The sequence below is a fragment of the Sphingomonas sp. CFBP 13706 genome, assembly GCF_014842355.1.
Taxonomy (GTDB): Bacteria; Pseudomonadota; Alphaproteobacteria; order Sphingomonadales; family Sphingomonadaceae; genus Sphingomonas; species Sphingomonas aerolata.
Window position 1 is genome coordinate 524,304 of record NZ_JACYVM010000002.1, and the last position, 26,228, is coordinate 550,531.

21 protein-coding genes and 5 tRNA genes are annotated in these 26,228 nt (G+C 67.1%); 19 read left to right on the top strand and 7 right to left on the bottom strand.

What is annotated here, in order from left to right; genetic code table 11:
- Positions 1–49: 49 nt before the first annotated feature.
- The 3 genes from rpmA to hspQ all read right to left on the bottom strand — a co-directional run bounded on the left by rpmA (position 50) and on the right by hspQ (position 1,305).
- Positions 50–340, bottom strand: coding sequence for a 50S ribosomal protein L27 (gene rpmA / locus IFS44_RS05850; protein ID WP_031393730.1), 291 nt, complete (start codon positions 338–340; stop codon positions 50–52).
- A 13-nt stretch (positions 341–353) separates the two neighbouring features.
- Positions 354–698 (bottom strand): 50S ribosomal protein L21, encoded by a 345-nt coding sequence (gene rplU / locus IFS44_RS05855; RefSeq protein WP_031393729.1) that lies wholly within the window; start codon positions 696–698, stop codon positions 354–356.
- 172 nt (positions 699–870) lie between these two features.
- Complete coding sequence (gene hspQ, locus IFS44_RS22590; RefSeq protein WP_081874363.1) at positions 871–1,305, bottom strand: heat shock protein HspQ; 435 nt, start codon at positions 1,303–1,305, stop codon at positions 871–873.
- A gap of 145 nt (positions 1,306–1,450) precedes the next feature.
- Between hspQ and IFS44_RS05865 the strand changes: the two genes are divergently transcribed.
- From IFS44_RS05865 to IFS44_RS05875, 3 genes are all read left to right on the top strand, one after another.
- Positions 1,451–1,540: transfer RNA gene (locus IFS44_RS05865), tRNA-Ser, on the top strand.
- 204 nt (positions 1,541–1,744) lie between these two features.
- Positions 1,745–2,065 carry a hypothetical protein gene (locus IFS44_RS05870; protein WP_183936250.1) on the top strand — a complete coding sequence of 107 codons (321 nt, stop codon included), beginning with the start codon at positions 1,745–1,747 and terminating at the stop codon, positions 2,063–2,065.
- Between the two features lie 268 nt (positions 2,066–2,333).
- A complete protein-coding gene (locus IFS44_RS05875; RefSeq protein ID WP_192097781.1) occupies positions 2,334–3,587 on the top strand; it encodes a glycosyltransferase in 1,254 nt (417 codons plus the stop codon).
- 209 nt (positions 3,588–3,796) lie between these two features.
- On the opposite strand, the gene IFS44_RS05880 is transcribed toward IFS44_RS05875, so the two are convergent.
- Positions 3,797–4,879, bottom strand: coding sequence for a cellulase family glycosylhydrolase (locus IFS44_RS05880; protein ID WP_192097782.1), 1,083 nt, complete (start codon positions 4,877–4,879; stop codon positions 3,797–3,799).
- Positions 4,880–5,115: 236 nt separating this feature from the next.
- A tRNA-Cys gene (locus IFS44_RS05885) sits at positions 5,116–5,189 on the bottom strand.
- A gap of 170 nt (positions 5,190–5,359) precedes the next feature.
- Between IFS44_RS05885 and IFS44_RS05890 the strand changes: the two genes are divergently transcribed.
- From IFS44_RS05890 to IFS44_RS05920, 7 genes are all read left to right on the top strand, one after another.
- Positions 5,360–6,445: a helix-turn-helix domain-containing protein gene (locus tag IFS44_RS05890; RefSeq protein ID WP_192097783.1), complete on the top strand. Its 1,086-nt coding sequence runs from the start codon at positions 5,360–5,362 to the stop codon at positions 6,443–6,445.
- A gap of 339 nt (positions 6,446–6,784) precedes the next feature.
- Positions 6,785–7,414, top strand: a complete 630-nt coding sequence (locus IFS44_RS05895) for a protein-L-isoaspartate O-methyltransferase family protein (RefSeq protein ID WP_192097913.1) — start codon at positions 6,785–6,787, stop codon at positions 7,412–7,414.
- A gap of 8 nt (positions 7,415–7,422) precedes the next feature.
- Positions 7,423–8,952 (top strand): TolC family outer membrane protein, encoded by a 1,530-nt coding sequence (locus IFS44_RS05900; RefSeq protein WP_166748431.1) that lies wholly within the window; start codon positions 7,423–7,425, stop codon positions 8,950–8,952.
- Positions 8,953–8,987: 35 nt separating this feature from the next.
- Complete coding sequence (locus IFS44_RS05905) at positions 8,988–9,599, top strand: DUF2497 domain-containing protein (protein WP_243845946.1); 612 nt, start codon at positions 8,988–8,990, stop codon at positions 9,597–9,599.
- 148 nt (positions 9,600–9,747) lie between these two features.
- A complete protein-coding gene (locus tag IFS44_RS05910; protein WP_192071169.1) occupies positions 9,748–11,349 on the top strand; it encodes a histidine kinase famiy protein in 1,602 nt (533 codons plus the stop codon).
- A 39-nt stretch (positions 11,350–11,388) separates the two neighbouring features.
- Complete coding sequence (locus IFS44_RS05915) at positions 11,389–14,190, top strand: valine--tRNA ligase (protein WP_192097784.1); 2,802 nt, start codon at positions 11,389–11,391, stop codon at positions 14,188–14,190.
- 115 nt (positions 14,191–14,305) lie between these two features.
- On the top strand, positions 14,306–15,775 hold the full coding sequence (locus IFS44_RS05920; RefSeq protein ID WP_192097785.1) for an MATE family efflux transporter: 1,470 nt from the start codon (positions 14,306–14,308) through the stop codon (positions 15,773–15,775).
- Positions 15,776–15,783: 8 nt separating this feature from the next.
- Here the strand turns inward: IFS44_RS05920 and IFS44_RS05925 are convergent, their stop codons facing one another.
- Positions 15,784–16,731: a diacylglycerol/lipid kinase family protein gene (locus tag IFS44_RS05925; RefSeq protein WP_192097786.1), complete on the bottom strand. Its 948-nt coding sequence runs from the start codon at positions 16,729–16,731 to the stop codon at positions 15,784–15,786.
- Between the two features lie 118 nt (positions 16,732–16,849).
- On the opposite strand from IFS44_RS05925, the gene hemB reads away from it, so the two are divergent.
- The 3 genes from hemB to IFS44_RS05940 are packed head-to-tail and all read left to right on the top strand — an operon-like array spanning position 16,850 to position 20,586.
- Complete coding sequence (gene hemB / locus IFS44_RS05930) at positions 16,850–17,842, top strand: porphobilinogen synthase (RefSeq protein WP_031396015.1); 993 nt, start codon at positions 16,850–16,852, stop codon at positions 17,840–17,842.
- Positions 17,835–18,380, top strand: a complete 546-nt coding sequence (locus tag IFS44_RS05935; RefSeq protein ID WP_192097787.1) for a GNAT family N-acetyltransferase — start codon at positions 17,835–17,837, stop codon at positions 18,378–18,380. Before hemB ends, IFS44_RS05935 begins: the two co-directional genes overlap by 8 nt.
- Positions 18,373–20,586 (top strand): hypothetical protein, encoded by a 2,214-nt coding sequence (locus tag IFS44_RS05940; RefSeq protein WP_244649945.1) that lies wholly within the window; start codon positions 18,373–18,375, stop codon positions 20,584–20,586. Before IFS44_RS05935 ends, IFS44_RS05940 begins: the two co-directional genes overlap by 8 nt.
- A gap of 16 nt (positions 20,587–20,602) precedes the next feature.
- Here IFS44_RS05940 and IFS44_RS05945 read toward each other — a convergent pair whose 3' ends face one another.
- Positions 20,603–21,118, bottom strand: a complete 516-nt coding sequence (locus IFS44_RS05945; protein ID WP_197977767.1) for a hypothetical protein — start codon at positions 21,116–21,118, stop codon at positions 20,603–20,605.
- A 94-nt stretch (positions 21,119–21,212) separates the two neighbouring features.
- Between IFS44_RS05945 and IFS44_RS05950 the strand changes: the two genes are divergently transcribed.
- The 6 genes from IFS44_RS05950 to IFS44_RS05975 all read left to right on the top strand — a co-directional run bounded on the left by IFS44_RS05950 (position 21,213) and on the right by IFS44_RS05975 (position 26,218).
- A tRNA-Arg gene (locus IFS44_RS05950) sits at positions 21,213–21,289 on the top strand.
- Positions 21,290–21,354: 65 nt separating this feature from the next.
- Positions 21,355–21,431 (top strand) — tRNA-Arg (locus IFS44_RS05955).
- 230 nt (positions 21,432–21,661) lie between these two features.
- Positions 21,662–21,738 (top strand) — tRNA-Pro (locus IFS44_RS05960).
- Between the two features lie 286 nt (positions 21,739–22,024).
- Complete coding sequence (locus IFS44_RS05965) at positions 22,025–22,708, top strand: NAD(P)H-dependent oxidoreductase (RefSeq protein ID WP_192097788.1); 684 nt, start codon at positions 22,025–22,027, stop codon at positions 22,706–22,708.
- A 64-nt stretch (positions 22,709–22,772) separates the two neighbouring features.
- Positions 22,773–25,184 (top strand): phosphoketolase family protein, encoded by a 2,412-nt coding sequence (locus tag IFS44_RS05970; RefSeq protein ID WP_192097789.1) that lies wholly within the window; start codon positions 22,773–22,775, stop codon positions 25,182–25,184.
- On the top strand, positions 25,172–26,218 hold the full coding sequence (locus tag IFS44_RS05975) for an acetate/propionate family kinase (RefSeq protein ID WP_192097790.1): 1,047 nt from the start codon (positions 25,172–25,174) through the stop codon (positions 26,216–26,218). Before IFS44_RS05970 ends, IFS44_RS05975 begins: the two co-directional genes overlap by 13 nt.
- The last annotated feature ends 10 nt before the right edge of the window (positions 26,219–26,228 follow it).

Sequence of the window (26,228 nt, forward strand, 5' to 3'; positions counted from 1 at the left end):
TTTCGCGACCCGGGTCACCCTGGTGGGCAACCCGGATGGTTACCCGATGTTATTCGGCTGCAACTGCCATGTCGGCGGCATCATTCGCTGCCAGCTCGACCGAGCAGAACTTGCGACCAAGTTTGCCCTGGCTGAACACGACGCGGCCATCGACCAGCGCGAACAGCGTGTGGTCCGTGCCGATGCCGACATTGGTGCCCGGATAGAACTTCGTCCCGCGCTGGCGCACGAGGATGTTGCCGGCAACGCATGCCTGGCCACCGAACTTCTTCACGCCGAGACGACGACCGGCTGAATCGCGACCGTTGCGCGAAGAGCCGCCTGCTTTCTTATGTGCCATCTGAAGCTACTCCTTATGCCTGAGCGGCCGGGGCGTCAGCCTCGGTCTGCTTGGCGGTCTGGCCGCCGACGGACACGATCTTCAGGATCGTGTGCTGCTGGCGATGGCCGTTCTTGCGACGATAGTTGTGACGACGACGCTTCTTGAAGACGATGACCTTGTCCGCCTTCGCCTGAGCGATGATCTCTGCAGCGACGGTGAAACCCTCGACCGAGCGCAGTTCCGAGCCTTCGCCCGCCAACAGCACATCACCCAGCGTCACCGACGCACCTGCATCGCCCTCGATCTTCTCGACGACGATCTTATCTCCGGCGGCGACGCGATACTGCTTGCCGCCCGTGCGCACGACTGCGAACATGGCCCTTGTCACTTTCCAAATACATGTGCCCCACGAACGCAGGGTCCGCCGGGAGAAGCCGGGGAGCTAAGCGAGGGGCGTGACGATGTCAACCAAGAAGGGCCATTGCGCGGGGCTAAAACATCGCGGGCTCTGGCCGGAGCCGCGTCAGGGCGCCGCGCCCGGCAGGCGATCAGTGCCGGTGGACGGCGCGCAGCGTGTAGCGACCATCGGCAAAGTCGGTGAACAATCCGGCGATGCCCGGATGGTCGACCGGCTCGTCGCCCGCGTCGGACACCAGATTCTGCTGGCTGACATAGGCGACGTAGCTCGACTCGCGATTCTCGGCGAGCAGATGGTAGAAGGGCTGGTCCTTCTTCGGCCGCATCTGTTCGGGAATCGCCTCATACCATTCATCGGTATTGGCAAAGACAGGATCCACGTCGAACACGACCCCGCGGAAATCGAACAGGCGGTGCCGGACGATATCGCCGATCGAGAAATTCGCATGGACGATCGGCGGGGCAACGACCTCGACCGCCGCCGCCGGTGCCGGCTCGGACGAGAGGGCATCGGACGCGGCGATGTCGGGGGTGGCGGGGTCGATGGGGATGTCGTGGCGGGGCATAGCGACAATTTAAGCGCTGTTTCGCGACGCACAAGCCGGGCCGCTCGTGATTGCAAAAACCCTCTTGCACTGCGGCAAGGTCTGATTTAGAGGCCCGCCCTCGACCGATCGGAGGCGCTGCTCGCAGCACTTCGGATGACCTTGCGGAGAGGTGGCAGAGTGGTCGAACGTACCGCACTCGAAATGCGGCGTACCCGCGAGGGTACCGTGGGTTCGAATCCCACCCTCTCCGCCATTTACCTAGCGCCATGTGGATCAAAGAGATCCCTGGCCCCCGCGCCGGGGCCGCGTACTTCTCTATAGCTATCGTCCGATGATCCGCTGCTGTGGACAGCGCATTCATGTGCTCAGAGTAGCAGGCGCGGGACGACAGTCGGGGAGGGCGTGCGTTGTCTCCCATGCCCGTCCCGGCCAAGGCCCCCTCCAGATCGAGACCGCGATGCGTACGTTCCTTCTGAACATCCTGCTGGCGGCCGGACTGGTGGCCCTGGCCGTCCTTTCGCGGTTCATGCTGCTCGATACCTATTCCCGCTGGCAGATCGCGGCGTTCTGGCTGCTGGCGGCGCTGCTCGAATGGGGCGTCAAACCACGGATTGGTCTGAAAGCACGCTGGCTGACCGCGCTCGCCACCGCGATCGCGACGACGCTGGCGATCCTCGCCGTGCGCTGGCACGTCGAAGGCCTGTGCCCGCACACCTGGCCGCAATGCGCGTCCTATCCGTTCTGGCGTGTCATCCTGCACCTGATCCAGCGCGCGTAGACCGAACGTGCGGCCCGGTATCGCCAAAGCAACGCCGGAAGCGTGGCCCGGCGGCAACAAGTCCCGATAAAGTACAGGGATCGCCGATAGACCCGCAATTTTTCGTGGAGAAATTCTTCTGTATCCGCCTAGGCGTTGAATTGCTTGAACTCGCCTGTGTGCTGGCTCGGCGTGAACCGCATCGACGGCGCTCGTAAGCAATGCTGCATTGCCCGGTGGCGTCGCCAGTCCGGTTACATCATTCGTTCAATATACCGGGCGGCGCGTCATGAAGATTGCTTTCTTTCTTTCGAACTACCCCGTTCTTTCGGAAACGTTCGTCGTTCGTCAGATCAGGGGTATGATCGACCTCGGCCATCAGGTTACGATCATTACCGGCCAGCATGATCTTTCTGTCGATGATCCACTATCCGGTGCCGCGCGCATCCTCTCCGTACGCGCGAATACAGGGGACTCATCGCCGATTGCGCAATTGCTGAAAAAGTCGGCTCAACTTCTGCTTGGCGCGCAATCCGGCAAGAGTCGGCGGCGAATTCGCGCAGGACTTACTGGCTTGCGCGATGGAATCGTCGCGCCGATCGTCGATATTCTCAGTGTCGGCGAACAGGGACTTGGTCATTTCGATGCCATCATCGCGCATTTCGGTCCCGCGGGCGTACGGGCCATGTATCTGCGCGACGCCGGTCTGATCTCGGGCCCGATCGCCACTGTCTTTCATGGTCTTGACGTGACCGAGCATAGTCTCGTCAAAAAATTCCTGCCGCATTACCGCCGCCTTTTCACCCAGACCGAAGCACTGCTTCCGATCAGTGAATTGTGGAAGAAGAAGCTGATCGGCTGGGGTGCTGACCCAGCGATGATCACGGTCCACCGTATGGGGGTCGACGTCAGCGACTTTCCGATGCCGCAGCCACGTCGCGGCGCTGCCGGGCCATTGCGGCTGCTGACGACGGCGCGCTTCGTTCAGAAAAAGGGGCTGATCTACGCGATCAACGCCATGTGCGCCGCGCCGGGCGATTCGCATCTGTCGATCATCGGCTACGGGCCGCTGGAGAAGGAACTGCGCGAGGCCGCTGCGGCCTGTCCTGCGCGCGTGACGTTCCTCGGCAAGATCCCGCACCGCGAGGTGCTTGCGGAACTCAAGCGGTCCGACGTGTTCCTGCTGCCGTCCGTCGTCGCCGACAATGGCGACATGGAAGGCATTCCCGTGTCGTTGATGGAGGCCATGGCGCTCGGCGTCATCACCGTCTCCACCTGGCATAGCGGCATCCCGGAACTCATCGACGACGGCGTCGAGGGTTTTCTGGTCGAAGAGCGCAATGCCGGACAGATCGCCGACATCATAACGACAATCGAATCGGGGGAGGTGGATCTGGCGAGCATGCGGGTGGCGGCACGCGCCAAGATCGAGCGCGAATTCGACAATAGCGAGCTCGATACCAGACTCGAGCAGATTGCGTTCACGCTAGCGGGCATCGTTCCGGCGACGGAGCCGGTACGCGTGGCGGAAGCGGTGTCCTGATGCTCATCTGCTGGCATCGCCTCGGCGAATGGCGCGTTGTTTCAGTGGATGAGGCCGGTGGCGAGACTTGGGTGCGGCAATGCAAGAAGTGCGCATACTCCCAATCGCGCTTTTCCTTCGGGAAACGGCCGCACCAGCGTTGATGCCGCCGTCCCGAGGTCGGGGTTCGTTCGTCCGCCTCTATCCCGCCCGGCCACAACCGCGCGGGATCAGCGGCCGAGCAGGCGGTCGAGATAGGCGTCCTTGTGCCTGGGGCCGAAACTGCCCTTTTTCGGCTCGATCTTGAACAGATACCGCTCGTTCCAGGCCGCGCCGCCGCCCCACCAGGTCACGCCGACGACCGTATCGGCATTGGTCTTGAGATAGGCGATCGCTGCTGCGCCCGCCGCCTCGCAGCTCGGCGGTATCGCCCCAGCGCGTCCGAACGCCGATTCGGTGATGATCCCCTTCAACCCGCGCGCCCGCAGCTCGGACGCGAAATTGTCATAGCCCGGCGTCCCCGTGCAGCTCGGCTGGGTTCCGCTCGACCCCTTGTCGAAATAGCGGTGCCCGTTGATGATGGTCAGGCCGAGCGGATCCTTCAGCCCGCCCGCGCGGTCGAGCGCGACCAGCGCGCTTTCGGACGGCTTGGCGGCGTCCTCGCGCTTGCGCAGCCGGAAGGTGGCGGAGGACCCGGGATATTCCGGCGCGATCACATTGCGGATCCCCGCGGCGCGCAGGCCCGCGATGATCTGGTTGATATCGCGCGCCCATTGATCCCAGTCATTGGTCAGCACCGGGTCGTCGAAATGCCTCGGCTCGTTCATCGGGTCGATGATGATCCGGTCGGACCGCGGCATGCTCGCCATCAGTGACGTCCAGAACGCCACCTGTTCGGATACCGACGGCCAGCTATAATCGTGACGATCGAGCACGACATAGGCACCGCGGTCGAGCGCGGCGCGCGTCGCTGCCACCAATTTCCTGCGGATCACCGGGTCCGCCATCTGCGGCCCCTTGAACGGCAGGCGGACCATCGTGAACCCCTTGTCGAGATAGGCGCGGACCGACGCGGGCGTCGGGCAGAGCGTACCGTCGGCGACAAAGCTGCACCCGGCAATGTTCACACCGAAGACGGGGCCCCTGATACGGACGTTGGCGCTCGCGCTGGACCTGACAGGCGCGCTTGCCTTTTGAGGTGCGGGGGGCGGCTGCATGCGCTGCGGGGAGGGCGCGGCCGAGGCGGGGCAGCCCAGTCCGGCGGCGGCGATGGCAAGGCCGACAAGGCCGGCGGCGATCGATGGTCGGGTCATGACATGTACCTGGCGAATAAGGGTGAAAGCGAATCGGTCGCGCTTCGGATCCGCCTCCCTATCATCGAATGTCGGGATGCCTGACGTCGATCAGGGACCGCGGTCTAGGGCCCGTCGTCGCGGGGACCTGTCTCAAGACCGCGCTCATGCTTGGGAAAGCGCGGTCCGCGCATCAAGTCACTGCGCTCGATCGCCGCAGTGCGTCGCGTCATGTGGCAACGATTAGGATATGAGATTGGAGGCCCGACCGGGAATCGAACCCGGGTGCGAGGATTTGCAGTCCTCTACGTCACCACTCCGCCATCGGGCCTCGATGCGGAGCGCGCAAATGCGGGCTTTTGTGCGGCGGGTCAACCGGGCGATCGCGTTTGTGGGCTAAAATAGTCGTGGGGTGTGCCACGGCGGTGCGGTGCCGGGGTGGGGGACGGCTTGCACGCCGGCGATGGATTGGGCACGATACGGTCCAATCCCTGGCTTCATATGGAGTTTCTTTTGGACGTGATGCAGGTGTCCGGGGGAACGAACCGCGCAGGGCTGGCGCCCGATGTCTTCGCGATGCCCGCGGGGATGGCGATCCGATATGACCAGCCCTGCGATGCGCTTACCGACCTCATCACCGGCTACCATGTCTATCGCGCGACCGGTCCGGCCAGCATCGGCCAGGTCAACCGCTTCCTGCCGGGGACGGCCAATGTCCGGTTCGCGTTCGAGGCGGGACCGATCAGCGTGGCGATCGGCCGGCGGACGTTCGGGCCCCTGCCGGCGGCGACGCTGTACGGCCCGACGGGGACCGCGCTGAAGGCGACGACCAATGGCGGCATCATGATCGGGTTCGGGGTCAGCGCGCTGGCCTGGAGCCGGCTGTTCAACCGGTCGGCGGCGGAGTATCGTGACCGGATCGTGCCGCTTGCCGACGCGCTCGGGCCGGTCGCGACCCAGCGTCTGACGACCGCACTGCGGGCGGCCGAACGCGACGACCAGGTCGCGGCGATCCTCGATGCCATCCTTTGTGATCTGCTCGGGCCGCCGCATCGCGAATCCGCGACGATCCGTCAGCTTACCCGGCTGATCGGGCAGGACGGCGGCGATGACGTCGCCGCGGTCGCGGGCAAGCTGGCGATCAGCCCCGACACGCTGCGGCGGCTGGCGGTGCGTCATTTCGGCTTCACGCCGAAGATGCTGCTGCGGCGCGCACGGTTCCTGCGCTCGTTCCTGCGCGTGTTCCGGACGCCCGGCGGCACCGATTATTCGGCGATCGACCCGAGCTATTTCGACGTGTCGCATTTCCTGCGCGACGCCGGCACGTTTCTCGGCATGACGCCGCGGCGGTTCATGGCGATGAGCACGCCGTTTCTCGACGCGAGCGTCCGCGCGCGCGCCGCCGTGCTCGGCGCGCCGACCCAGGCGCTGCAGGTTCCCGCCGAAACGAGCGACCGGATCATCAGCGCGGTGCCGGCCCGCCGGGCACCCAGAATCGATCCCGCCCCCGATTCCACACCCACCCCCGTCATCGACCCGGCGGAAATTCCGATGCCCGATCAGGGCGCGCCCGTGCTAGGCGCCTGAGCGAGGTGTTGCCGCATTCTGCGTGCGCCCTCGGCGTCCCGCCCGCGGCATTTCGGTGTCACACGGGCGGGCGGGGCGCCCTAGTCCCGGCATCCGGCCCCTGTGCCATTCCGACCTCTGTGCCGTTCCGAGCCGGGCTGTCTCGCGCGATTCGCGACAGGTCGCTTGGCGCGACGCTGGCGGCACGGTAGAGATTGACGCAAGCGAACAAGTGTATTGCGCAACTAAAACAGCTGTGCGACAGGATGGACCATGACGACGATCAGCCTCGATACGAACTCCACTACCCGCACGCGTGCGGCTGTCGGCACGTCCGACGGCGGTCCCGATTTCGCGGTCATGCGTCACGCCATGGTGGCCAGCCAGCTTCGCACCAACGCGGTCAGTGACCAGCGCGTCGTCGCGGCGATGGCGCGGGTGCCGCGCGAGGCGTTCGTGCCTGACGAAGTCCGGTCGATCGCCTATCGCGACGCACCGATCCCGCTCGGCGGCGGTCGTTACGCCAACCTGCCGATGGCGACCGGCCGGTTGCTGACCGAGGCCTATCTGACCGCCACCGACCGTGTCCTGCTGATCGGTGCCGCGACGGGCTACACCGCTGCGGTTCTCGCCGAGATCGTCGGTACGGTGGTCGCGGTCGACAGCGATGCGGCCTTGCTCGGCACCGCACGCGATGCGCTGGACGCCACGCCGACGGTCGAACTGGTCGAGGGGCCGATGGCACAGGGCCATGCCGCGGGCGCGCCCTATGACGTGCTCGTCATCGACGGCGCGGTCGAGGCGATCCCCGACACGCTGGTGGCGCAGATCCGGTCGGGCGGCCGCATCGTCGCCGGGATCGCGGATCGCGGCGTGACCCGGCTCGCATCGGGACGAAAGACCGATGGCGGCTTTGCACTGGCGGCGTTCGTCGATGTCGAGTGCGTGACGCTGCCGGGTTTCGAAACACCCAAACCCTTCAAGTTCTGAGGCACATCATGCCGCGCGCCGCTCTAGTCCGCCGTCTGCTCTCGGGTGTTGCGCTGCTATACAGCGCTGCACCGGTCCATGCGGAGACGCTCCGCGAGGCGCTGGTCAAGGCCTATACGACCAACCCGACGATCACGGCGCAGCGCGCGACGCTGCGTGCGACCGACGAGAATGTCCCGATCGCGCGTGCCTCAGGGTTGCCTTCGGCGAATGCGACCGGCGATTACACCGAGTTCGTCGTGACCGCCGCGAACAGCTTCATCGCCTTGCCGCGTCAGGTCGTTGCTCGCGCGAACGTCTCCGTGCCGCTCTATCAGGGCGGGCAGGTGCGCAACTCGGTCGCCGCGGCCAAGACGCGGGTCGAGGCGGGCCGCGCGACGCTGCGCGGTACCGAGGCCGATCTGTTCACCAACGTCGTCGGCGCCTATATGGACGTGATCCGCGACGAGGCGATCGTCGGCCTGAACACGCAGAATGTTCGCGTGCTCGACATCAATCTCCAGGCCAGCCGCGACCGGTTTCAGGTCGGCGACCTGACCCGCACCGATGTCGCTCAGTCCGAGGCGCGGCTCGCGCTCGCCCGGGCGCAGCTCCAGTCGGCCGAGGCACAGCTGATCACCAGCCGGGAAAACTATATCCGCTTTGTCGGGACGCCCGCCGGCACGCTCGAAACGCCGCCAACCCTCCCGCATCTGCCCGACAGCCCCGCCCTGGCGGTGACGGTGGCGATCGACAATAATCCCGTGCTGATCGCGGCGGCGAAGGAACGCGACGCGACGCGGTACGATGTCGGTGTCGCGCGGGCGAGCCGCCTGCCGCAGATCAGTGCTACCGGCGGCGCCAGCTACACCAACTATCTCGGATCGGCGTCGACGACCGACGGCAGCATCAACACCTTTCCCAATGCGAACAAGGCGGTGCAGGCGGGCCTGTCGCTGACGATGCCGCTGTTCCAGGGCGGTCGTCCCGCCGCGCAGGTCCGCCAGGCCGAGGCGTTTCAAAGCCGCGCGATCGAGAATGTGACCGCAGCCGAGCGCAATGTGATCGCGCAGGCACGCTCGGCCTATGCCGTCTGGCGTTCGTCGGAACAGGTGATCCAGTCGTCCGAAACCGCGGTCAACGCGAACAAGCTCAGCCTCGAGGGTGTCCGGGCGGAGAACAGCGTCGGCACACGCACGATCCTCGACATCCTCAACGCCGAGCAGGAGCTGCTCAATAGCCAGGTCACGCTCGTGACGGCGCGGCGCGACGCCTATGTCGCGGGCTTCGCGCTGCTGGCGGCAATGGGGCAGGCGGAGGCGCGCGACCTGGGGCTCGACGGCGGCGTGTTGTACGATCCGGTCGCCAATTACGACCGCGTCCACAAGAAGATCTGGGACTGGGGCGGTGATGGCGAGCCGGTGCCGGTCGCGACGCGTACCGTCCAGTCGCCCACGCAGGACGCGGCCGTGCGCCGCGAACTTGACCCGTTGCTCGACAGCCCGGTTGACAGGAACCCGGCATTGACGACAGGTAAGGATGCGCCGAGCCGCCAATAGGGGCGAGTAGGGCGACGGGGTTTGGAATGGTCCGTATGGGGGATATCAGCGCGGAGCCGTCGATGGAGGAAATCCTCTCGTCGATCAAACGCATCATTGCCGAAGAAGGCGACGGCATGCCGAGTCGCCAGCGGCGTCACCAGCGGGCGATGCCCGCATCGGCGGCCACCGATTACGCGGCCGATTACGACGACGACGCGATCGACGACGATGAAATCCTCGAACTGAGCGACCCGATGCCGATGGTTGACCGCACTCCCCGCCCGCCGAAATCGCCGGTGCTGACCTCGGTCGACGCCGCGCCGGAACCACGCCAGGCGCCGCCGCGCAGCCAGCCCCAGCCTCATGTCGCACCGCATGTCGCGTCGTCGGCCGCGCATGCGCCCCAGCAGCATGCTCCGCAGCCTGCAGAAGAGCCCGCCCAGCCGATCATGTCGCGCGAAACCGCGGCAGCGACGCGTGCGCCGCTCGAGGCGCTGACGCGGATGATGGTCAAGCCCGAAGGAAGTAGCGACGGCACGCTCGAGGGTCTGGTCCGCGAGATGCTGCGCCCGATGCTGCGCGAATGGATCGACGCGAACCTGCCCGACATGGTCGAGGACATGGTCGCGCGCGAGATCGCCAAGATCATGAACCAGCAGCCCTGACCGGGCCGGCCGCAGCGTTTCGCGCTGCGGCCTGTATCGGGACCTGGCCGGCTGGCGACGATCGGACACTGCTCGCCGGGTTCTGGTCCAAACGACTGTAATGTCACGACGAGCGGAACCGTGACGGTTCCGCTATGGTTGTTGGCAAATGTCCGATCACAGTGTGTCCGCGCCTGAAATCCCCGCCCGTCTCGCCGCTCAAGGCGTCCGGGGCGATATCGCGCCGGCCGATGCCAGCAGCGACATCTTCTTCGCGGCGGTGCGGACCACGCGGATGCCGATGGTGGTGACCGACCCGCATCGGCCCGACAACCCGATCATCTTCTGCAACGACGCCTTCTCGTTCATGACCGGCTATTCGCAGGACGAGATCCTCGGCTACAACTGCCGCTTCCTGCAGGGCCCCGAGACCGACCGCACGGTCGTCGGCGAATTACGCGCCGCGATCGCCAAGCGTGAAGAAGTCTCGGTCGAGATGCTCAACTATCGCAAGAACGGCTCGACCTTCTGGAACGCGCTCTACGTCTCGCCCGTGTTCGGCGACGACGGCGAGCTGCGCTATTTCTTCGCGAGCCAGCTGGACATCTCGCGGCGCCGCGAGGCGGAGGAGGCGCTGCACGAGGCGCAGCGGATGGAGGCGGTCGGTAAGCTGACCGGAGGGATCGCGCACGATTTCAACAATCTGCTGCAGGTCATCCAGGGCTATGCCGACATCCTCGACGCGCGGATCGATGCCAGCGATCGTTCCGCGCGGCGGGCAGTCGATGCGATCTCGACCTCGGCCTCGCGCGCGGCGACGCTCACGCAACAGCTGCTCGCCTTTGCGCGCAAGCAGGAATTGCGCGACCGGTTGATGAACCTCAACCAGCTGCTGGGCGATTTCCGGCCGATTCTCGACCGCAGCATCGGCAGCGGGATCACGCTGAAGCGCGACCTGGCGACCGATCTGTGGAATTGCCGCGTCGATCCGGTGCAGGCCGAAATGGCGCTGCTCAACATCATCGCCAATGCCCGCGACGCGCTCGACGGCACGGGGGAGATCACGATCACGACGCGCAACGCCGTCCTTCCCGAGGATGGCGGTGTCGCGAGGCTGGAGCCCGGCGAATATGTCGTGTTGAGCATTCGCGACAACGGGCCGGGGATCGATCCCGGGACCGTCGACAAGATCTTCGAACCCTTCTTCACGACGAAGGAGATGGGCAAGGGCGCCGGGCTCGGCCTCGCGATGGTCTACGGTTTCGTCCGCCAGTCGGGAGGCCTCGCCACGGTGCGTAACCTCAGCGGGGGCGGTGCCGAATTCTCGCTCTATTTCCCGCGCGCGAGCGGTGCCGTCGAGCGCAAGACCGCGGGGCCGATCGCACCGCATGCGGGCGGTGCCGAGCGCGTGCTGATGGTCGAGGATCAGCGCGAGGTGGGCGAGCTGGGCCGGACGATCCTCGAGGATCTCGGCTATGACGTCGTCCTGGTCAACAGCGCGCGCGCCGCGCTCGACACGCTCCGCCAAGACTCGGAATTCCGCCTGCTGTTCACCGATATCCTGATGCCCGGCGGCATGAACGGCGTCACCCTGGCACAGTCGGTGCGGCGCGACTATCCGCACACCGCGGTACTGTTGACGACGGGCTTTGCCGACGAGGCGATCGACGAGGGCAGCCGGTCGTTCGAACTGATCCGCAAACCCTATCGACGGAATGAGTTGAACGACCGCATCCGGGCGGTGCTCGACAAGCCGGGGGCGCGGACGTGAGGCTGGTCTAGCCCGGACACGCTCGCTAAGGCACGGGGTATGAGCGAGCTTCCCAAAACCTTCGACCCCGCCTCCATCGAATCGCGCTGGTATGCGCATTGGGAGGCCAGCGGCCAGTTCCGCCCCGACCGCCCGAACGCGGAACCCTGGACGATCGTCAACCCGCCGCCCAACGTCACGGGCAGCCTGCATATCGGCCACGCGCTCGACAACACGCTGCAGGATATCCTGACGCGCCACGCCCGGCTGAAGGGCAAGGACGCGCTCTGGGTGGTCGGCACCGATCACGCCGGTATCGCGACGCAGATGGTGGTCGAGCGCCAGATGGGCGCAATGTCCCCGCCGCAGAAGCGCACCGACCTCTCGCGCGAGGACTTCATCGCCAAGGTCTGGGCGTGGAAGGAAGAGAGCGGCGGCGAGATCACGCAGCAGCTCCGCCGCTTGGGCTGTTCGATGGACTGGGCGAACGAACGCTTCACGATGGACGAGGGCTTTTCGAAGGCCGTCCTGAAAGTGTTCGTCGACCTGCACAAGCAGGGGCTGCTCTACCGCGACAAGCGCCTCGTGAACTGGGATCCAGGCCTCGGCACCGCGATCAGCGACCTCGAGGTCGAGACGCGTGAGATCAAGGGCAGCTTCTGGCACCTGCGCTATCCGCTCGAGGACGGATCGGGGTTCATCGAGGTCGCGACGACGCGGCCCGAGACCATGCTCGCCGACATGGCGGTCGCGGTGAACGGCGCGGACGAACGCTACACCGCGCTGATCGGCAAGCAGGTGAAGCTGCCGATCACCGGGCGTCTGATCCCGATCATCGCCGACGACCATGCCGATCCCGAGCTCGGATCGGGCGCGGTGAAGATCACGCCGGGGCATGACTTCAACGATTTCGAGGTCGGCAAGCGCGCCGGCATGGCCGCGGGAGCGATGCTCAACATGCTCGATGCCAAGGCGCGCGTCGTGCAAGTGACCGACGGGCTGATCCCCGCCGACCTGCTCGGGCTGACGACCGCGGAGGCGCGGAAAGCCGTCGTCGCGCAGCTGAAGGCCGAGGGCTTCCTGATCGCGCATCTCGACAAGGACGGCGTCGAGCACGACGCCGAGCCGCGCACGATCCAGACGCCGTACGGCGATCGCTCGGGCGTGGTGATCGAGCCGTGGCTGACCGACCAATGGTATGTCGACGCCAAGACGCTCGCACAGCCCGCGATCGAGGCGGTGCGCGTCGGCGCGATCGATATCGTGCCCAAGACCTGGGAGAAGACGTTCTTCAACTGGATGGAGAACATCCAGCCCTGGTGCGTGTCGCGCCAGCTCTGGTGGGGGCATCAGATCCCGGCGTGGTTCGGGCCCGACGGTACGCCGTACGTGGCTGAAACCGAGGCCGAAGCGCAGGCGCTCGCCGGCGCGGGCGTCGCGTTGACGCGTGATCCCGACGTCCTCGACACATGGTTCTCCTCCGCGCTCTGGCCTTTCGCAACGCTAGGTTGGGACGGCTCTTCTTACCCCTCCCCTTCAGGGGAGGGGCAAGGGGTGGGGCCGTCCCATCTCATCGAGACCGACGCGCGCGGGGCGGCTCCCCACCCCAACCCCTCCCCTGAAGGGGAGGGGCTTGCCCCCGCGTCGCAACTCGGCGGCCGCTACCCCAACGACGTGCTCATCTCCGGCTTCGACATCCTGTTCTTCTGGAACGCGCGGATGATGATGCAGGGGCTGCACTTCATGAAGGACGTGCCGTTCCGCACGCTCTACCTGCACGGCCTCGTCCGTGCGGCAGACGGCGCGAAGATGTCGAAGTCGAAGGGCAATGTCGTCAACCCGCTCGGGCTGATCGACCAGTACGGCGCCGACGCGCTGCGCTTCTTCATGGCGGCGATGGAGAGCCAGGGCCGCGACATCAAGATGGATGAGAAGCGCGTCGAGGGCTATCGCAACTTCGCGACCAAGCTGTGGAACGCGGCGCGGTTCGCGCAGGCCAACGGCATCGTCGCGAGCACCACGCTGGAGGCGCCGCGCGCGGAGCTCGCGGTCAACAAGTGGATCATCGCCGAGACGATCGCGACCGTGCAGCAGGTCGACCTCGCGCTCGCAGACTACCGCTTCGATGGCGCCGCCAACGCGATCTACCAGTTTGCGTGGAGCCGCTTCTGCGACTGGTATCTCGAACTCATCAAGCCGCAGATGGTCGATGACGTCCGCGGCCAGATCGACGATGAGTCCAAGGCGGTTGCGGGCTGGGTGCTCGACCAGATCCTGGTCCTGCTCCACCCGTTCATGCCGTTCATCACCGAGGAGCTGTGGCATGCGATGGGCCCGCGCGATCACGACCTGATCGTCGCGCAGTGGCCGATGGCCGATGCGCGCTCGCTCGATCCCGAGGCGAGCAGGGAGGTCGACTGGCTGATCCGGCTCGTCGGCGAGATCCGTACCGCGCGCAACGAGCTGAACGTGCCGCCGGGTGCGCGTTTGCCGCTGCACGTTCGTGACGCGAATGCGGCGACGCTCGCACGGCTCGAACGCCAGGCGCCCGCGCTCGCACGCCTCGCGCGCGTCACGCACGCCGAGGGCGAAGCCACCGGCGGCGCGGCGCAGGTCGTGGTCGACGAGGCGACCTTCGTCCTGCCGCTCGAAGGCGTGATCGATCTCGACGCCGAACGCACCCGCCTGACCAAGGCGATCGCGGCGGCGGAGAAGGAGCGCGACGCGCTCGCAGGGAGGCTCGGCAATGCGAGCTTCGTCGAGCGCGCCAAGCCCGAAGCGGTCGAGAAGGCCAAGGCCGACCATGCCGACAAGGCCGCCGAAGCCGCGCGGCTGCAGGCGGCGCTGGGACGGCTGGGCTGACCTGACCCCGTCCGCTGTGCGGGACGGGGCCGGGGCGTGCGTAACACGTGCTGCGAGCATGCGGGGTCAGGGTCGGTCCTGACCCCATATGCAAAGGGGAGGGGACCCGACTGCGATGCCTGATGCGACGGACACGGCTGCACCAAGGACCGGCCAGCGCGACCTGACCACGGGGCCGATCGGCAAGACGTTGCTGGCGTTCGCGCTGCCGACGCTCGGATCGTCGGTCCTGCAATCGCTCAACGGTTCGATCAACGCGGTGTGGATCGGCCAGTTTCTCGGCGAGCGCGCGCTGGCGGCGACGACCAACGCGAACATCATCATGTTCCTGCTGGTCGCCGCGGTGTTCGGCTTCGGCATGGCGTCGACGATCCTGATCGGCCAGAACATGGGCCGCCGCGACATCGATGCGGTGCGCCGCGTGCTCGGCACGTCGTTCGGGCTGTTCACGATCATCTCGGTGCTGACGGTGGGGATCGGCTGGCTGGTCGCGCCGGCGATCCTGCGGGTGCTGGCGACGCCTGCCGAGGTCTATCCGCTCGCGCTCGCCTATCTCCGCGTGATCTTCGTCGCGATGCCCGCGGGGTTCCTGACCGTGCTGCTGACGATGGCGCTGCGGGGGACAGGCGATTCGCTGACCCCGCTGAAGTTCATGGCGCTCGGTTCGGTCGTCGACGTCGCGCTCAACCCGCTGCTGATCCGCGGCTGGGGGCCGATCCCCGCGCTCGGGATCGAGGGATCCGCGCTCGCGACGCTGATCGCCAACACCGTCTCGTTCGTCGCGCTGCTCGCCTATATCTATGCCAGGGACCTGCCGATCCGGCTGCGTGGCGCGGAGCTGCGCTATATCCTGCCCGATCGTGCGCTGCTGAAGACCATCGTCGTGAAGGGCGTCCCGATGGGGTTGCAGATGCTCGTCGTCTCGACCTCGGCGCTGGCGATGATCGGGCTGGTCAACCGGCACGGCACCACCACGACCGCCGCCTATGGCGCCGCCAACCAGCTATGGACCTATGTGCAGATGCCCGCGATGGCAGTCGGTGCGGCGGTCAGCGCGATGGCGGCGCAGAATATCGGTGCGGGGCGCTGGGACCGGGTCGACCGGATCACGCGCGCGGGGCTGATGATGAACCTCGCGCTGACCGGCGGGCTCGTGGCGCTGCTGACGCTGCTCGACCGGCACGTGCTGTGGCTGTTCCTCGGGCAGGATACCGGCGCGATCGGCATCGCGACGCGGATCAACCTGATCGCGGGGTGGAGCTTCATCCTGTTCGGCGTGTCGATGGTGCTGTCGGCGACGGTCCGCGCGAACGGCGCGGTGGTCGGCCCGCTGCTGATCCTCGCGGTCGCGATGGGGCCGGTACGGTTCGGGCTCGCCTATGCGCTCGAGCCGATGATCGGCGCGGATGCGATCTGGTGGAGCTTTCCCGCGGGGTCGCTCGCCTCGATGCTGCTGACGATCGGCTATTACCTGCATGGCGGCTGGCGCAAGGGCCGGATCGTTACCGAGCCCGCCGCACACGACGCAGGCGAGGCAGCCAAGGCGGATTGCGAGCCCGCCAGCCGATCCATGCCGGTCGGCTGAGCGCCGCCCTAGGTTTGGGGCGGCGTCACCGGGGCCATGACCTGGATGATCCCCGCGGCGATCCTGGCGGTCACCGGGGTCTTGGCGAGCACCTCGCCATCGATCGAAATCGGCAGCTTGGGGATCGTGTCGACGCGCATGCTCTTGCCACGGAAGTCGCGGACCTCCTCGTGCCGCGATTCGTGACGGAAGACGCTGGCGACCCAGTTCTGCACCAGCCGCCGCTTCATCTTGCCCATCACCGCCTGCACGACGATCTCGCCCGAATCGACCGCCGCCGCGTCGACCAGCTCGGTCCCGCCATGATAGGGACCGTTCGAGATACGCACCTCGACGACGCGCATCCGCACCGCGTCCGGGCCCTCGCCGACGATCAGCGTGAACGGGCGGAAGCGCATGAACTGATACGCCGCCCAGCCGAGATAACCGACCCGGCCGAGTATCTTCTTGAGGCCGTGCGGCACCGTCTCGGCGATCTTCGGACTGATCCCCATTGCCGCGCAATTGGCGAAATAATCGCCATCGATCATGCCGAGGTCGATCCGCCGCGGCGCACCCGTCCGGATGACCTCGACCGCGCCCTCGATCGTCAGCGGAATGCCCAGCGTCCGCGCAAAGCTGTTCGCGGTGCCCAGCGGCAGCACACCGAGGATGACGTCGTGCCCGACCATCAGGTCGACGAGCCCGCTGATCGTGCCGCCGCCGCCGCCCAGGATCAGCAGATCGGGCTTGGCGGCGAGCGCGCGCCGGACGGTGGGTTCCAGATCCTCGGGGTTCTCGACCGCATGCGCGTCGACCTCATAGGGAAGCCCCGACATCGCCGCGCAGGCGCGCTTGAACAGCGCCTGTCCTTTGCGCGACTTCGCGTTCACCACAAGCGCGGCGGAACGGATCGGCCGGTCGCGCGCCGGCCCGGTATCGGGCGCCTGGGTCGTGTCTGTCGTGGTGGCGGTCATGCGAGGCCCAACGCGCGAAAGGGAAATGCGTCCCCGAGGCCGAATCGGCAGCGATCGGTTCCGTTCGCGCCGACCGTAACGCTTGCCTGCGCGGCGTCCATCCCGCAAAAGCCGCGCCATGTCCGCAAGCTATCCCGCGCTGCGCCTGCGCCGCACCCGCTCGTCCGACTGGAGCCGCCGGCTCCATGCCGAGACCGTCCTCACGCCGGCCGATCTGATCTGGCCGCTGTTCGTCGTCGAGGGGGAGGGCGTCGAGCAACCGATCGCCAGCCTGCCCGGCGTCTCGCGCTGGTCGGTCGATCAGATCGTCGCGCGTGGCCGCGAGGCGCGTGACCTCGGCATCCCGTGCATCGCGCTGTTCCCCTACACCCAGCCCGAGCGTCGCACCGAGGATGGTCGCGAGGCGCTCAACCCCGACAATCTGATGTGCCAGGCGATCCGTGCGCTCAAGGATGCGGTGCCCGAGGTCGGCGTGCTGACCGACGTCGCGCTCGACCCCTATACCAGCCACGGCCATGACGGGCTGGTCGACGCGGCGGGCTATGTCGTCAACGACACCACCGCGGAGATGCTCGTCGCGCAGGCGCTGAACCAGGCGGCGGCGGGCGCGGACATCATCGCACCCAGCGACATGATGGACGGCCGGATCGGCATGATCCGCACCGCGCTCGAGGCGGAGTCGCATCACAATGTCCAGATCATGTCCTATGCCGCCAAATATGCGAGCGCCTTTTACGGCCCGTTCCGCGATGCGGTCGGCAGCCGCGGGCTGCTGAAGGGCGACAAGAAGACGTACCAGATGGACAACGCCAATGCCGAGGAGGCGCTGCGCGAGGTCGCGATGGATCTCGCCGAGGGCGCGGACACGGTGATGGTCAAGCCGGGCCTGCCCTATCTCGACATCATCGTTCGCGTCCGTCAGGCGTTCGAGGTGCCGGTCTTCGCCTATCAGGTGTCGGGCGAATATGCGATGATTGAGGCGTCGGCCGCAGCGGGCGCGGGCGACCGCGACGCGCTGGTGCTCGAGACACTGATGGCGTTCAAGCGCGCCGGCTGTTCGGGCGTGCTGACCTATCATGCGGCACACGCGGCCCGGCTCCTGAATGGATGAGTTCAGGCTCGAGACCGAGCGTCTCATCCTGCGCGCGTGGCGGGACGCCGACGTCGAGCCCTTTGCGGCGATGGGGCGTGACCCCGATGTGATGCGCTTTCTTGGGCCGCCGGCGACGCTCGCCGAGACGCAGGTGGCGGTCGGCCGAATGGCCGATCGGCAGCGTACGTCGGGACATTGTTTCTGGGCGATCGAACGCAAGGCGGATGCCGCGTTTCTCGGCTTTTGCGGTCTGGTACCGGGCAAGCCGCCGATCGACGGCGCGATCGAGATCGGCTGGCGTCTCGCGCGTCATGCCTGGGGGCATGGCTATGCGTCCGAGGCCGCGGCGGCGAGCCTCGCCTGGGGCTGGGCCAATCTGCCCGTCGCGCATATCGTCGCCATCACGGTCCCCGCCAACATGCGCAGCCGCGCGCTGATGGAGCGGCTGGGCATGACCCATGTCGAGGACGGCGATTTCGACCATCCCGATCTCGCCGCCACCGACCCGCTGCGCCGGCACGTCCTCTATCGGATCCATCGCCCCACCAATGTCTGATCCTTCCCCGATGGCGCGGTGGTGCCGCGTCCTGTTCGTCGCGACGATCCTGGCAGGGTCGTTCCTGCTGTTCCTCGTCCAGCCGATGGTCGCGCGCATGGCGCTGCCGCGGCTCGGTGGCGCGCCTGCCGTGTGGAACTCGGCGATGCTCGTCTATCAGGCGCTGCTGCTCGGCGGCTATGCCTATGCACACTGGCTCGGACGGGTGAAGCCGCGCGCGCAGGCGGTCATCCATCTCGGCGTGCTCGCGGTCGCAGCTTTGTGGCTGCCGATCGGGCTGTTCGCGCTCGATCTGCCCGCCGATGCACAGCCTGCGGTGTGGGTGCCCTGGCTGCTCGGCCTGTCGATCGGGCCGCTGTTCTTCGCGGTCTCGGCACAGGCGCCGCTGATCCAGCGCTGGTTCAGCGCGTCGAGCGGCGGCGCGGATCCCTATGCGCTCTATGCCGCGTCCAATCTCGGCAGCTTCGCGGGGCTGATCGCCTATCCGCTGGTCGTCGAGCCGTTGCTGGCGATCCACGGCCAGAGCCTGTTGTGGACCGCAGGCTATGCGGTGCTCGTCCTGTTGGTCGCACTCTGCGCGACGCGGCTGCCGCGCACCGCGTCGGCGGAGCACGTTGCAGCGACCAGCCCGGCGCCGGGCGCGGCGCGGATCCTCCACTGGATCGCGCTCGCGCTGGTGCCGTCGGGGCTGATGCTCGCCACCTCGACCTATATCACCACCGATATCGTCGCGATGCCGCTGCTCTGGGTGCTGCCGCTCGGGCTCTATCTGCTCAGCTTCACCATCGCCTTCGCGCAGGACCGCACGCTCGCCGATCTGCTGACCCGGATCGCCCCGGTGACGATCCTGCTGTTCGGCGGGGTGATCATGGGCGGGTTCAACGACAAGCCGGTGTTCAGCGCGACGATCGCGCTGACCTTGCTGTTCATGGTCTCGGTCGCGCTCCACACCGCCATGTATCGCCGCCGTCCGGCCCCCGACCGGCTGACGGGCTTCTATCTCGCAATGTCGGTCGGCGGCGTGCTGGGCGGGGTGTTCGCGGCGTTGCTCGCGCCCGTGATCTTCGACTGGACCTATGAATATCCGCTGCTGATCCTGGCCGCGGGCGTGCTGGTGCCGCAGATGTACCTGCTGGCGACGTTCCGCGCGGTCTGGTCAGGGCCGGCGGTGCGGCGCCGTCTCGGGCTCGCGGCCATCATCCTCGTCATGGCGGTGGCGGCCGGGATGCGGATCAGCAACCCCGACGGCATATTGGGCGACCAGCATCAGGGTGCGGCCTTCCTGATCGTCGCCGCGATCGGCCTCGCCACGCTTGGCGCACGGCTGCCCTATGTCGTCGTGCTCGCCAGCACGCTGGTGATGTTCGGAGGCTATCGCGCCCTGGAACTCAGCGCCGAGCGGGGTGCGCGCGAGCGCAGCTATTTTGGCGTCTACACCGTCCGCGACGGCGAGGGGGTCCGTGAGCTCGATCACGGCACCACCGTCCACGGCATCCAGCTGCGCGGTTCGCCCGCGCGCGAGCGGACGCCGACCACCTATTATGTCGCCGGATCGGGCGTGGGGCAGGCGATGCAGGCGCTCGGCCCGCTCTATGGCCCGGCGGCGCGGGTCGGTGTCGTCGGGCTGGGGACGGGCACCTTGTCCTGCTACGCGCGTCCGGGCGAGCAGTGGCGCTTCTACGAAATCGACCCGGCGGTCGTGCGGATCGCGCGCGATACCGGCCAGTTCAGCTATCTGTCGCGCTGCCTGCCCGATCCGGTGATCCGGATCGGCGACGCGCGGATCGCGCTGGCGGGGGAGCGGACCGCAAGCCTCGATCTGCTCGCGCTCGATGCCTTCTCGTCGGATACGGTGCCGATGCACCTGATGACGCGCGAGGCGTTCGCGACCTATGGCCGCGTGGTGTCGCGCAACGGGCTGCTGCTCGTCCATATCTCGAACCGCTATATCGACCTCGAACCCGTGGTCGCCGCCGCCGCGCGCGAGGCGGGGTGGCATGCCGTCCACCTGCTCTACCGTCCTTCGCCGCTCGACGCGGATCACCCCTCGCCATCGGACTGGATCGCGCTGTCGCGCGACCCGCGGGCGATCGCGCTGCTCCGGCAACGCAATTCAGGCTGGGAACCGATCGTCGCGCGCGACGGCATGGCCGCATGGACCGACGATTATTCGACGATCCTGCCGCTGCTCAAGGGGCTCTGGTAGGCTGCGGGCGGCGGCGTCAGGCGGCGGGGAGGCTCGCCTGGATCTGAGTGATGGTCGTTCCCTGCTTCTCGGCTTCGGCCTGCGCCGCGTCGCGCACCGCATCGAGCGCGGGATAGGCCGGCGCGAGCGTCGCCGCGCGATCGGTCGCGCGACGCTCGATATCGGTGACCAGCAGCGACGTCTGCGCCCGCCAGTCGTCGAGACCGGCCAGCGCGGTCTGGGCCGTCAGCCACGGCTCGCTACCGACCGCACCGCCGCGTGCGGCATGGGCGGCGGCCTGGGTGCTCGCCGCATCCTTAGCAAAGCCCGCCTTGATCCGGTCGAGCTGCGTCCGGAACGCTGCAATGTCGGTGTCGAGCGTCGGATCGGGCTGGACCACCACCGGCTTGCCCGCGGGTTCGCCGAAGCCGATCGATTCGGTCGGGCGGATCCCGAGCGAGGGATAGCTGGCGGTATCCTTGCTACAGGCGCCGACCGCCAGGGCGGGTGCGAGAAGAAGGGCGATCAGCACGGGGCGGGAAGGCTGTTTCATGCCCATCGCTCTATGCCGCCGACGCGGCGTACACAACTTTATCGCGCAACACCCTTGCGCCGCGAAAAATGCCTGCTATCAGCGCCCCTCCAGTGCACCCATAGCTCAGCTGGATAGAGCATCAGACTACGAATCTGAGGGTCGGGCGTTCGAATCGCTCTGGGTGCACCAGGATTTCCTGCCTCGCGGCGGGGCCAGACGGCCAGACACGGGCCGGCCTAAAACGGCATGGCGATGCACCCATAGCTCAGCTGGATAGAGCATCAGACTACGAATCTGAGGGTCGGGCGTTCGAATCGCTCTGGGTGCACCATCGTCCACAACCTGCCGCGGCACGACGCCGTCCGCGATTACTTCTTATCATATCCGCACCGCATCGACGTCGCGACGCAACTGTCCCGTCGCATCACGCAATGCTCCCGAGCTTTTCGACATCCCCTGCAAACTTCTTGCTGCGGCCGCTTGCACAGCTGCGAAGTGCTGGGTATAGGCGCCCCTCCAGTCACCGGTCGGTCCCCCAAGGGCGTAACGATCGGACTCCGTCGGGGAGTAGCTCAGCCTGGTAGAGCACTGTCTTCGGGAGGCAGGGGCCGGAGGTTCGAATCCTCTCTTCCCGACCATCATGCATCGCATGATCATCGCTTGCCCAGGCGGCAGGCCGTATATCCAGCACCATCAAAGCCGTTAAGGCCAACAAGGTCTTGGTCGCGTCGTGTCCGTGCTCGAGCGGCATTCCGACCTGGCCGCCTCCGGGCCGATGGGCGCGCGCAGGCGTAAAGCGCGCTGCCTAGTGCGTAGTTTCCGAGGCTGAGATCGCACGGGGCGATCCCGTACTCCTCGACTCCCTGACCGTCTCCGGCGCGGCGCGCGACTGGATGATGGTCGGCGCAGGATGGAGTCGGCGCGATGATGGATGACGAGCCCGTTGCGGCCCAGCCTCGGCATGCCGTGATCCTGTGCCATCCGGACCCTGTGAGCTTCAACCACGCGATCGCGCACCGCTATTGCGATGCGGTGCGCGCGAACGGCCAGCACGTCGTGCTGCGCGACCTCTATGCGCTGGGCTTCGATCCGGTGCTCAAACCCGCGGAATTGCCGACGCGGGATGCGGCGGTTCTCGCGCAGGACGTGCAGGACGAACGCGCGGCGATCGCGGGCTGCGACGTGTTCGTCCTCGTCTACCCGCTCTGGTTCGGATCCCCGCCGGCGATGATGAAGGGCTATATAGAGCGCGTGTTCGGCGCAGGGATCGAGCCTGTCGCGGTCCAGCAGCGTGCGCGCAGCCTGCTGCTCGGCGGCAAGCGGCTGCTGACCTTCACGACCGCGGCTGGCAGCCGGGTCTGGCTCGACGATCAGGGGCTCGGGACGGGGCTGACGACCATGGTCGACCAGTATCTGGTCCACGCCTTCGGCATGCGGTCGCAGGAACAGCGTCGATTCGCCAACATCACCAGCCATCTCGATCCGCAGGTCGCCAGCCAGCATCTGAACGCCGTCACCGCGCAGGCAAACCGTACCTGCGCGCAACTGGCATTCGGCGACGAAGCGCTGCTGCGCGACCCTTCGCTGACCAGCCGGCTGGCCGGCTGATGCGCCTCCATCAAAGGATTATCGACATGCGTCCCATACCGCCCGCGATCCCCGCCGCTCGTCGATGGACTCCGCAATCTTGACCGGCCTCGCCCACAAGGCACCGCCGCATGTCGTGACGCGCGCCGATCCGTTGTCGCGCGATGAGCTGCACCGGATGGACGCCTATTGGCGTGCCGCCAACTACCTATCGGTCGGCCAGATCTATCTGCGCGACAACGCGCTGCTCGAACGCCCGCTGACGATCGCCGACGTCAAGCCGCGGCTGCTCGGCCACTGGGGCACGACGCCGGGCCTCAACTTCCTCTACGTCCATCTCAACCGGCTGATCGTCGCGCACGACCTCGACATGATCAACATCATCGGGCCGGGGCATGGCGGGCCGGGGCTGGTGGCCCACACCTATCTCGAGGGCTCCTATACCGAGCGTTATCCCGCGATCGAGCGCAGCCGGTCGGGCATGCACCGGCTGTTCCGGCAATTCTCCTGGCCGGGCGGAATCCCCAGCCATGTCGCGCCCGAAACGCCGGGATCGATCCACGAGGGGGGCGAGCTCGGCTATTCGCTGGCGCACGCCTATGGCGCGGCGTTCGACAATCCGGACCTGCTGGTCGCCTGCGTGATCGGCGATGGCGAGGCGGAGACGGGCGCGCTCGCGGCGAGCTGGCATTCGAACAAGTTCCTGAACCCCGCGCGCGACGGCGCGGTCCTGCCGATCCTGCACCTCAACGGGTTCAAGATCGCCAACCCGACGATCCTCGCGCGGATCGACGAGGACGAGCTCGACGCGCTGCTGCGCGGCTATGGGCATGAGCCGCTCTATGTCGGCGGCAGCGACCCCGCGCTCGTCCACCAGCAGCTCGCCGCCGCGCTCGACACCGCGCTGGCGAAGATCCAGGCGATCCAGGCCGCGGCACGCATCCCCGGCGCGACGCCCGAACGCCCGCGCTGGCCGATGATCGTGTTTCGCACGCCCAAGGGGTGGACCGGCCCCAAGACCGTCGACGGCAAGCCGGTCGAAGGCACGTGGCGCGCGCATCAGGTCCCGATCGCCGACTTCAAGGACCCCGAGCATCTCCGGCTGCTCGAAGAGTGGATGCGAAGCTACCGTCCCGAGGAGCTGTTCGATGCGACGGGCAAGTTCCTCGACATCTACGCCTCGCTCGCACCGACCGGACATCGGCGGATGGGGTCGAACCCGCATGCCAATGGCGGCGAGACGCTGGTGCCCCTGTCGCTGCCCGACTTCCGTGCGCATGCCGTGCCGGTCGATGCGCCGGGCACGGTCATGGCCGAGGCAACGCGGGTGTTCGGTCGCTATCTGCGCGACGTGATGACGCTCAACATGCCGAGCGTGAACTTCCGCCTGTTCGGGCCCGACGAGACCGCGTCGAACCGTCTCGCCGATGTCTATGACGTGTCGGGCAAGGTCTGGATGGCCGAGGTCGAGGCGGTCGACGAGCATCTGACCGCCGACGGCCGCGTGATGGAGGTGCTGAGCGAGCATCTGTGCCAAGGCTGGCTCGAGGGCTATCTGCTCACCGGGCGCCACGGGCTGTTTTCCTGTTACGAGGCGTTCGTCCACATCGTCGATTCGATGGTCAACCAGCATGCCAAATGGCTGAAGGTGACGCGCGGCATCCCGTGGCGGCGGCCGATCGCGTCGCTCAACTATCTGCTGACGTCGCATGTCTGGCGGCAGGACCACAACGGGCTGTCGCATCAGGACCCGGGGTTCATCGATCACGTCGCGAACAAGACCGCGGAGGTCACGCGGATCTATCTGCCCGCCGACGCCAATTGCCTGTTGTCGGTCGGCGACCATTGCCTGCGCAGCCGGGGCTATGTGAACGTCATAGTCGCGGGCAAGCAGCCCGAATGGCAATGGCTGGGGATCGACGCGGCGGTGCGGCACTGCACCGCGGGTGCCGGCATCTGGGACTGGGCCGGCGACGATGCCGAGCCCGATGCGGTGATGGCGTGCGCGGGCGATGTCCCGACGCTCGAGACGCTGGCTGCGGTGACACTGCTGCGTGCCTATGTCCCCGACATCCGGATCCGGGTGGTCAATGTCGTCGACCTCATGGTGCTGCAGCCGCGATCCGAACATACGCACGGGCTCGACGAGCGCGAATTCGACGCGCTGTTTACGCGCGACACACCGGTGATCTTCGCGTTCCACGGCTACCCGGCGATGATCCACAAGCTGACCTACCGCCGCGCCAACCACGCCAACATCCATGTCCGCGGCTACAAGGAAATGGGCACGACGACGACGCCGTTCGACATGGTCGTGCTGAACGATCTCGACCGGTACCGGCTCGCGCTCGACGCGATCGAGCGGATCCCGCGGTTCCGCGACCGCGTCCCGCGGGAGACCGCGCGCTACTGGACGACGATGGAACGGCACAAGCTGTACATCGCCGAACAGGGCGACGATCTGCCGGAGGTGCGCGACTGGCAATGGGCGCGCTGATCCTCGCGCTGAACAGCGGGTCGTCGACGGTGAAATACGGGCTCTACGCCGTCGACCCGGACCCCGCGTTGCTCGTCGGCGGGACGATCGAGACCGCCGACGGTCACGCTTCGGTCCTCGACGCGCTCGACGCCGCGTTGCGGGACAGCCCGGCGCCAAGCGCGATCGGCCACCGGATCGTCCATGGCGGCCCGCACCGTACCGCGCATTGTCTGATCGACGATGCGGTGACCGCGGATCTGGTCGCGGCCTGTGCGTTCGCGCCGCTCCATGGTCCGGCGGCGCTCGCGTTGATCGCGGCCGCACGCGCGCGCTATCCGGGGCTGCCGCAGGTCGCCTGTTTCGACACCGCCTTCCATGCCGATCTGCCCGATGTCGCGCAGGTCCTGTCGATCCCGCGTCACTACCGCGCGAGCGGGGTGCGGCGGTACGGCTTTCACGGCCTGTCGTGCGAATCGATCCTGGCGCAGCTCGGCGACGGCGTCCCGTCGCGCCTCGTCATCGCGCATCTCGGCAACGGGGCGAGCGTCACCGCGGTGCGCGACGGACGATCGGTCGATACCAGCATGGGGCTGACGCCATCGGGCGGGGTGACGATGGCGACCCGGACGGGGGATATCGATCCCGGGATCCTGTTGTACCTGCTGCGCGAGACCGGGCTCGACGCCGGGGCATTGGCGACGCTGATCGATCACGAATCGGGAATGGCGGGGATCTCGGGATTGTCGGGGGACATGCGCGTGTTGCGCGCGGCGGCCGGGAGCAATCCCGATGCGGTCCTTGCGATCCGGATGTTCGAGCGATCGGTCTGCAAGCAGATCGCGGCGATGGCTGCGACGCTCGGGGGGATCGACCTGCTGGTGCTGACCGGCGGGATCGGCGAACATGACCGCGCGACCCAGCAGGCGATCAGTACCGGCCTGGCATGGCTGCCGGGCTTGGCAATCCGGATCGTCGCCTCGCGCGAGGACGACGAGATCGCCCGTCATGCCGCCCGGCTGAGCCAGGCGGGGGGCGTCCGACCCTCACGCTGACCCCATCGAT

Excerpts from the sequence above, each read along its gene's own strand:
- IFS44_RS05915 (WP_192097784.1), top strand. The coding sequence starts at position 11,389 with ATGAGCGAGCTTCCCAAAACCTTCGACCCCGCCTCCATCGAATCGCGC.
- IFS44_RS05880 (WP_192097782.1), bottom strand. The coding sequence starts at position 4,879 with ATGACCCGACCATCGATCGCCGCCGGCCTTGTCGGCCTTGCCATCGCC.
- hemB (WP_031396015.1), top strand. The coding sequence starts at position 16,850 with ATGTCCGCAAGCTATCCCGCGCTGCGCCTGCGCCGCACCCGCTCGTCC.
- IFS44_RS05935 (WP_192097787.1), top strand. The coding sequence starts at position 17,835 with ATGGATGAGTTCAGGCTCGAGACCGAGCGTCTCATCCTGCGCGCGTGG.
- IFS44_RS05975 (WP_192097790.1), top strand. The coding sequence starts at position 25,172 with ATGGGCGCGCTGATCCTCGCGCTGAACAGCGGGTCGTCGACGGTGAAA.
- IFS44_RS05945 (WP_197977767.1), bottom strand. The coding sequence starts at position 21,118 with ATGAAACAGCCTTCCCGCCCCGTGCTGATCGCCCTTCTTCTCGCACCC.
- IFS44_RS05920 (WP_192097785.1), top strand. The coding sequence starts at position 14,306 with ATGCCTGATGCGACGGACACGGCTGCACCAAGGACCGGCCAGCGCGAC.
- IFS44_RS05940 (WP_244649945.1), top strand. The coding sequence starts at position 18,373 with ATGTCTGATCCTTCCCCGATGGCGCGGTGGTGCCGCGTCCTGTTCGTC.
- rpmA (WP_031393730.1), bottom strand. The coding sequence starts at position 340 with ATGGCACATAAGAAAGCAGGCGGCTCTTCGCGCAACGGTCGCGATTCA.
- hspQ (WP_081874363.1), bottom strand. The coding sequence starts at position 1,305 with ATGCCCCGCCACGACATCCCCATCGACCCCGCCACCCCCGACATCGCC.
- IFS44_RS05895 (WP_192097913.1), top strand. The coding sequence starts at position 6,785 with ATGCGTCACGCCATGGTGGCCAGCCAGCTTCGCACCAACGCGGTCAGT.
- IFS44_RS05890 (WP_192097783.1), top strand. The coding sequence starts at position 5,360 with ATGGAGTTTCTTTTGGACGTGATGCAGGTGTCCGGGGGAACGAACCGC.
- IFS44_RS05905 (WP_243845946.1), top strand. The coding sequence starts at position 8,988 with ATGGGGGATATCAGCGCGGAGCCGTCGATGGAGGAAATCCTCTCGTCG.
- IFS44_RS05925 (WP_192097786.1), bottom strand. The coding sequence starts at position 16,731 with ATGACCGCCACCACGACAGACACGACCCAGGCGCCCGATACCGGGCCG.
- IFS44_RS05900 (WP_166748431.1), top strand. The coding sequence starts at position 7,423 with ATGCCGCGCGCCGCTCTAGTCCGCCGTCTGCTCTCGGGTGTTGCGCTG.
- IFS44_RS05970 (WP_192097789.1), top strand. The coding sequence starts at position 22,773 with ATGGACTCCGCAATCTTGACCGGCCTCGCCCACAAGGCACCGCCGCAT.
- IFS44_RS05870 (WP_183936250.1), top strand. The coding sequence starts at position 1,745 with ATGCGTACGTTCCTTCTGAACATCCTGCTGGCGGCCGGACTGGTGGCC.
- IFS44_RS05910 (WP_192071169.1), top strand. The coding sequence starts at position 9,748 with ATGTCCGATCACAGTGTGTCCGCGCCTGAAATCCCCGCCCGTCTCGCC.
- IFS44_RS05965 (WP_192097788.1), top strand. The coding sequence starts at position 22,025 with ATGATGGATGACGAGCCCGTTGCGGCCCAGCCTCGGCATGCCGTGATC.
- rplU (WP_031393729.1), bottom strand. The coding sequence starts at position 698 with ATGTTCGCAGTCGTGCGCACGGGCGGCAAGCAGTATCGCGTCGCCGCC.
- IFS44_RS05875 (WP_192097781.1), top strand. The coding sequence starts at position 2,334 with ATGAAGATTGCTTTCTTTCTTTCGAACTACCCCGTTCTTTCGGAAACG.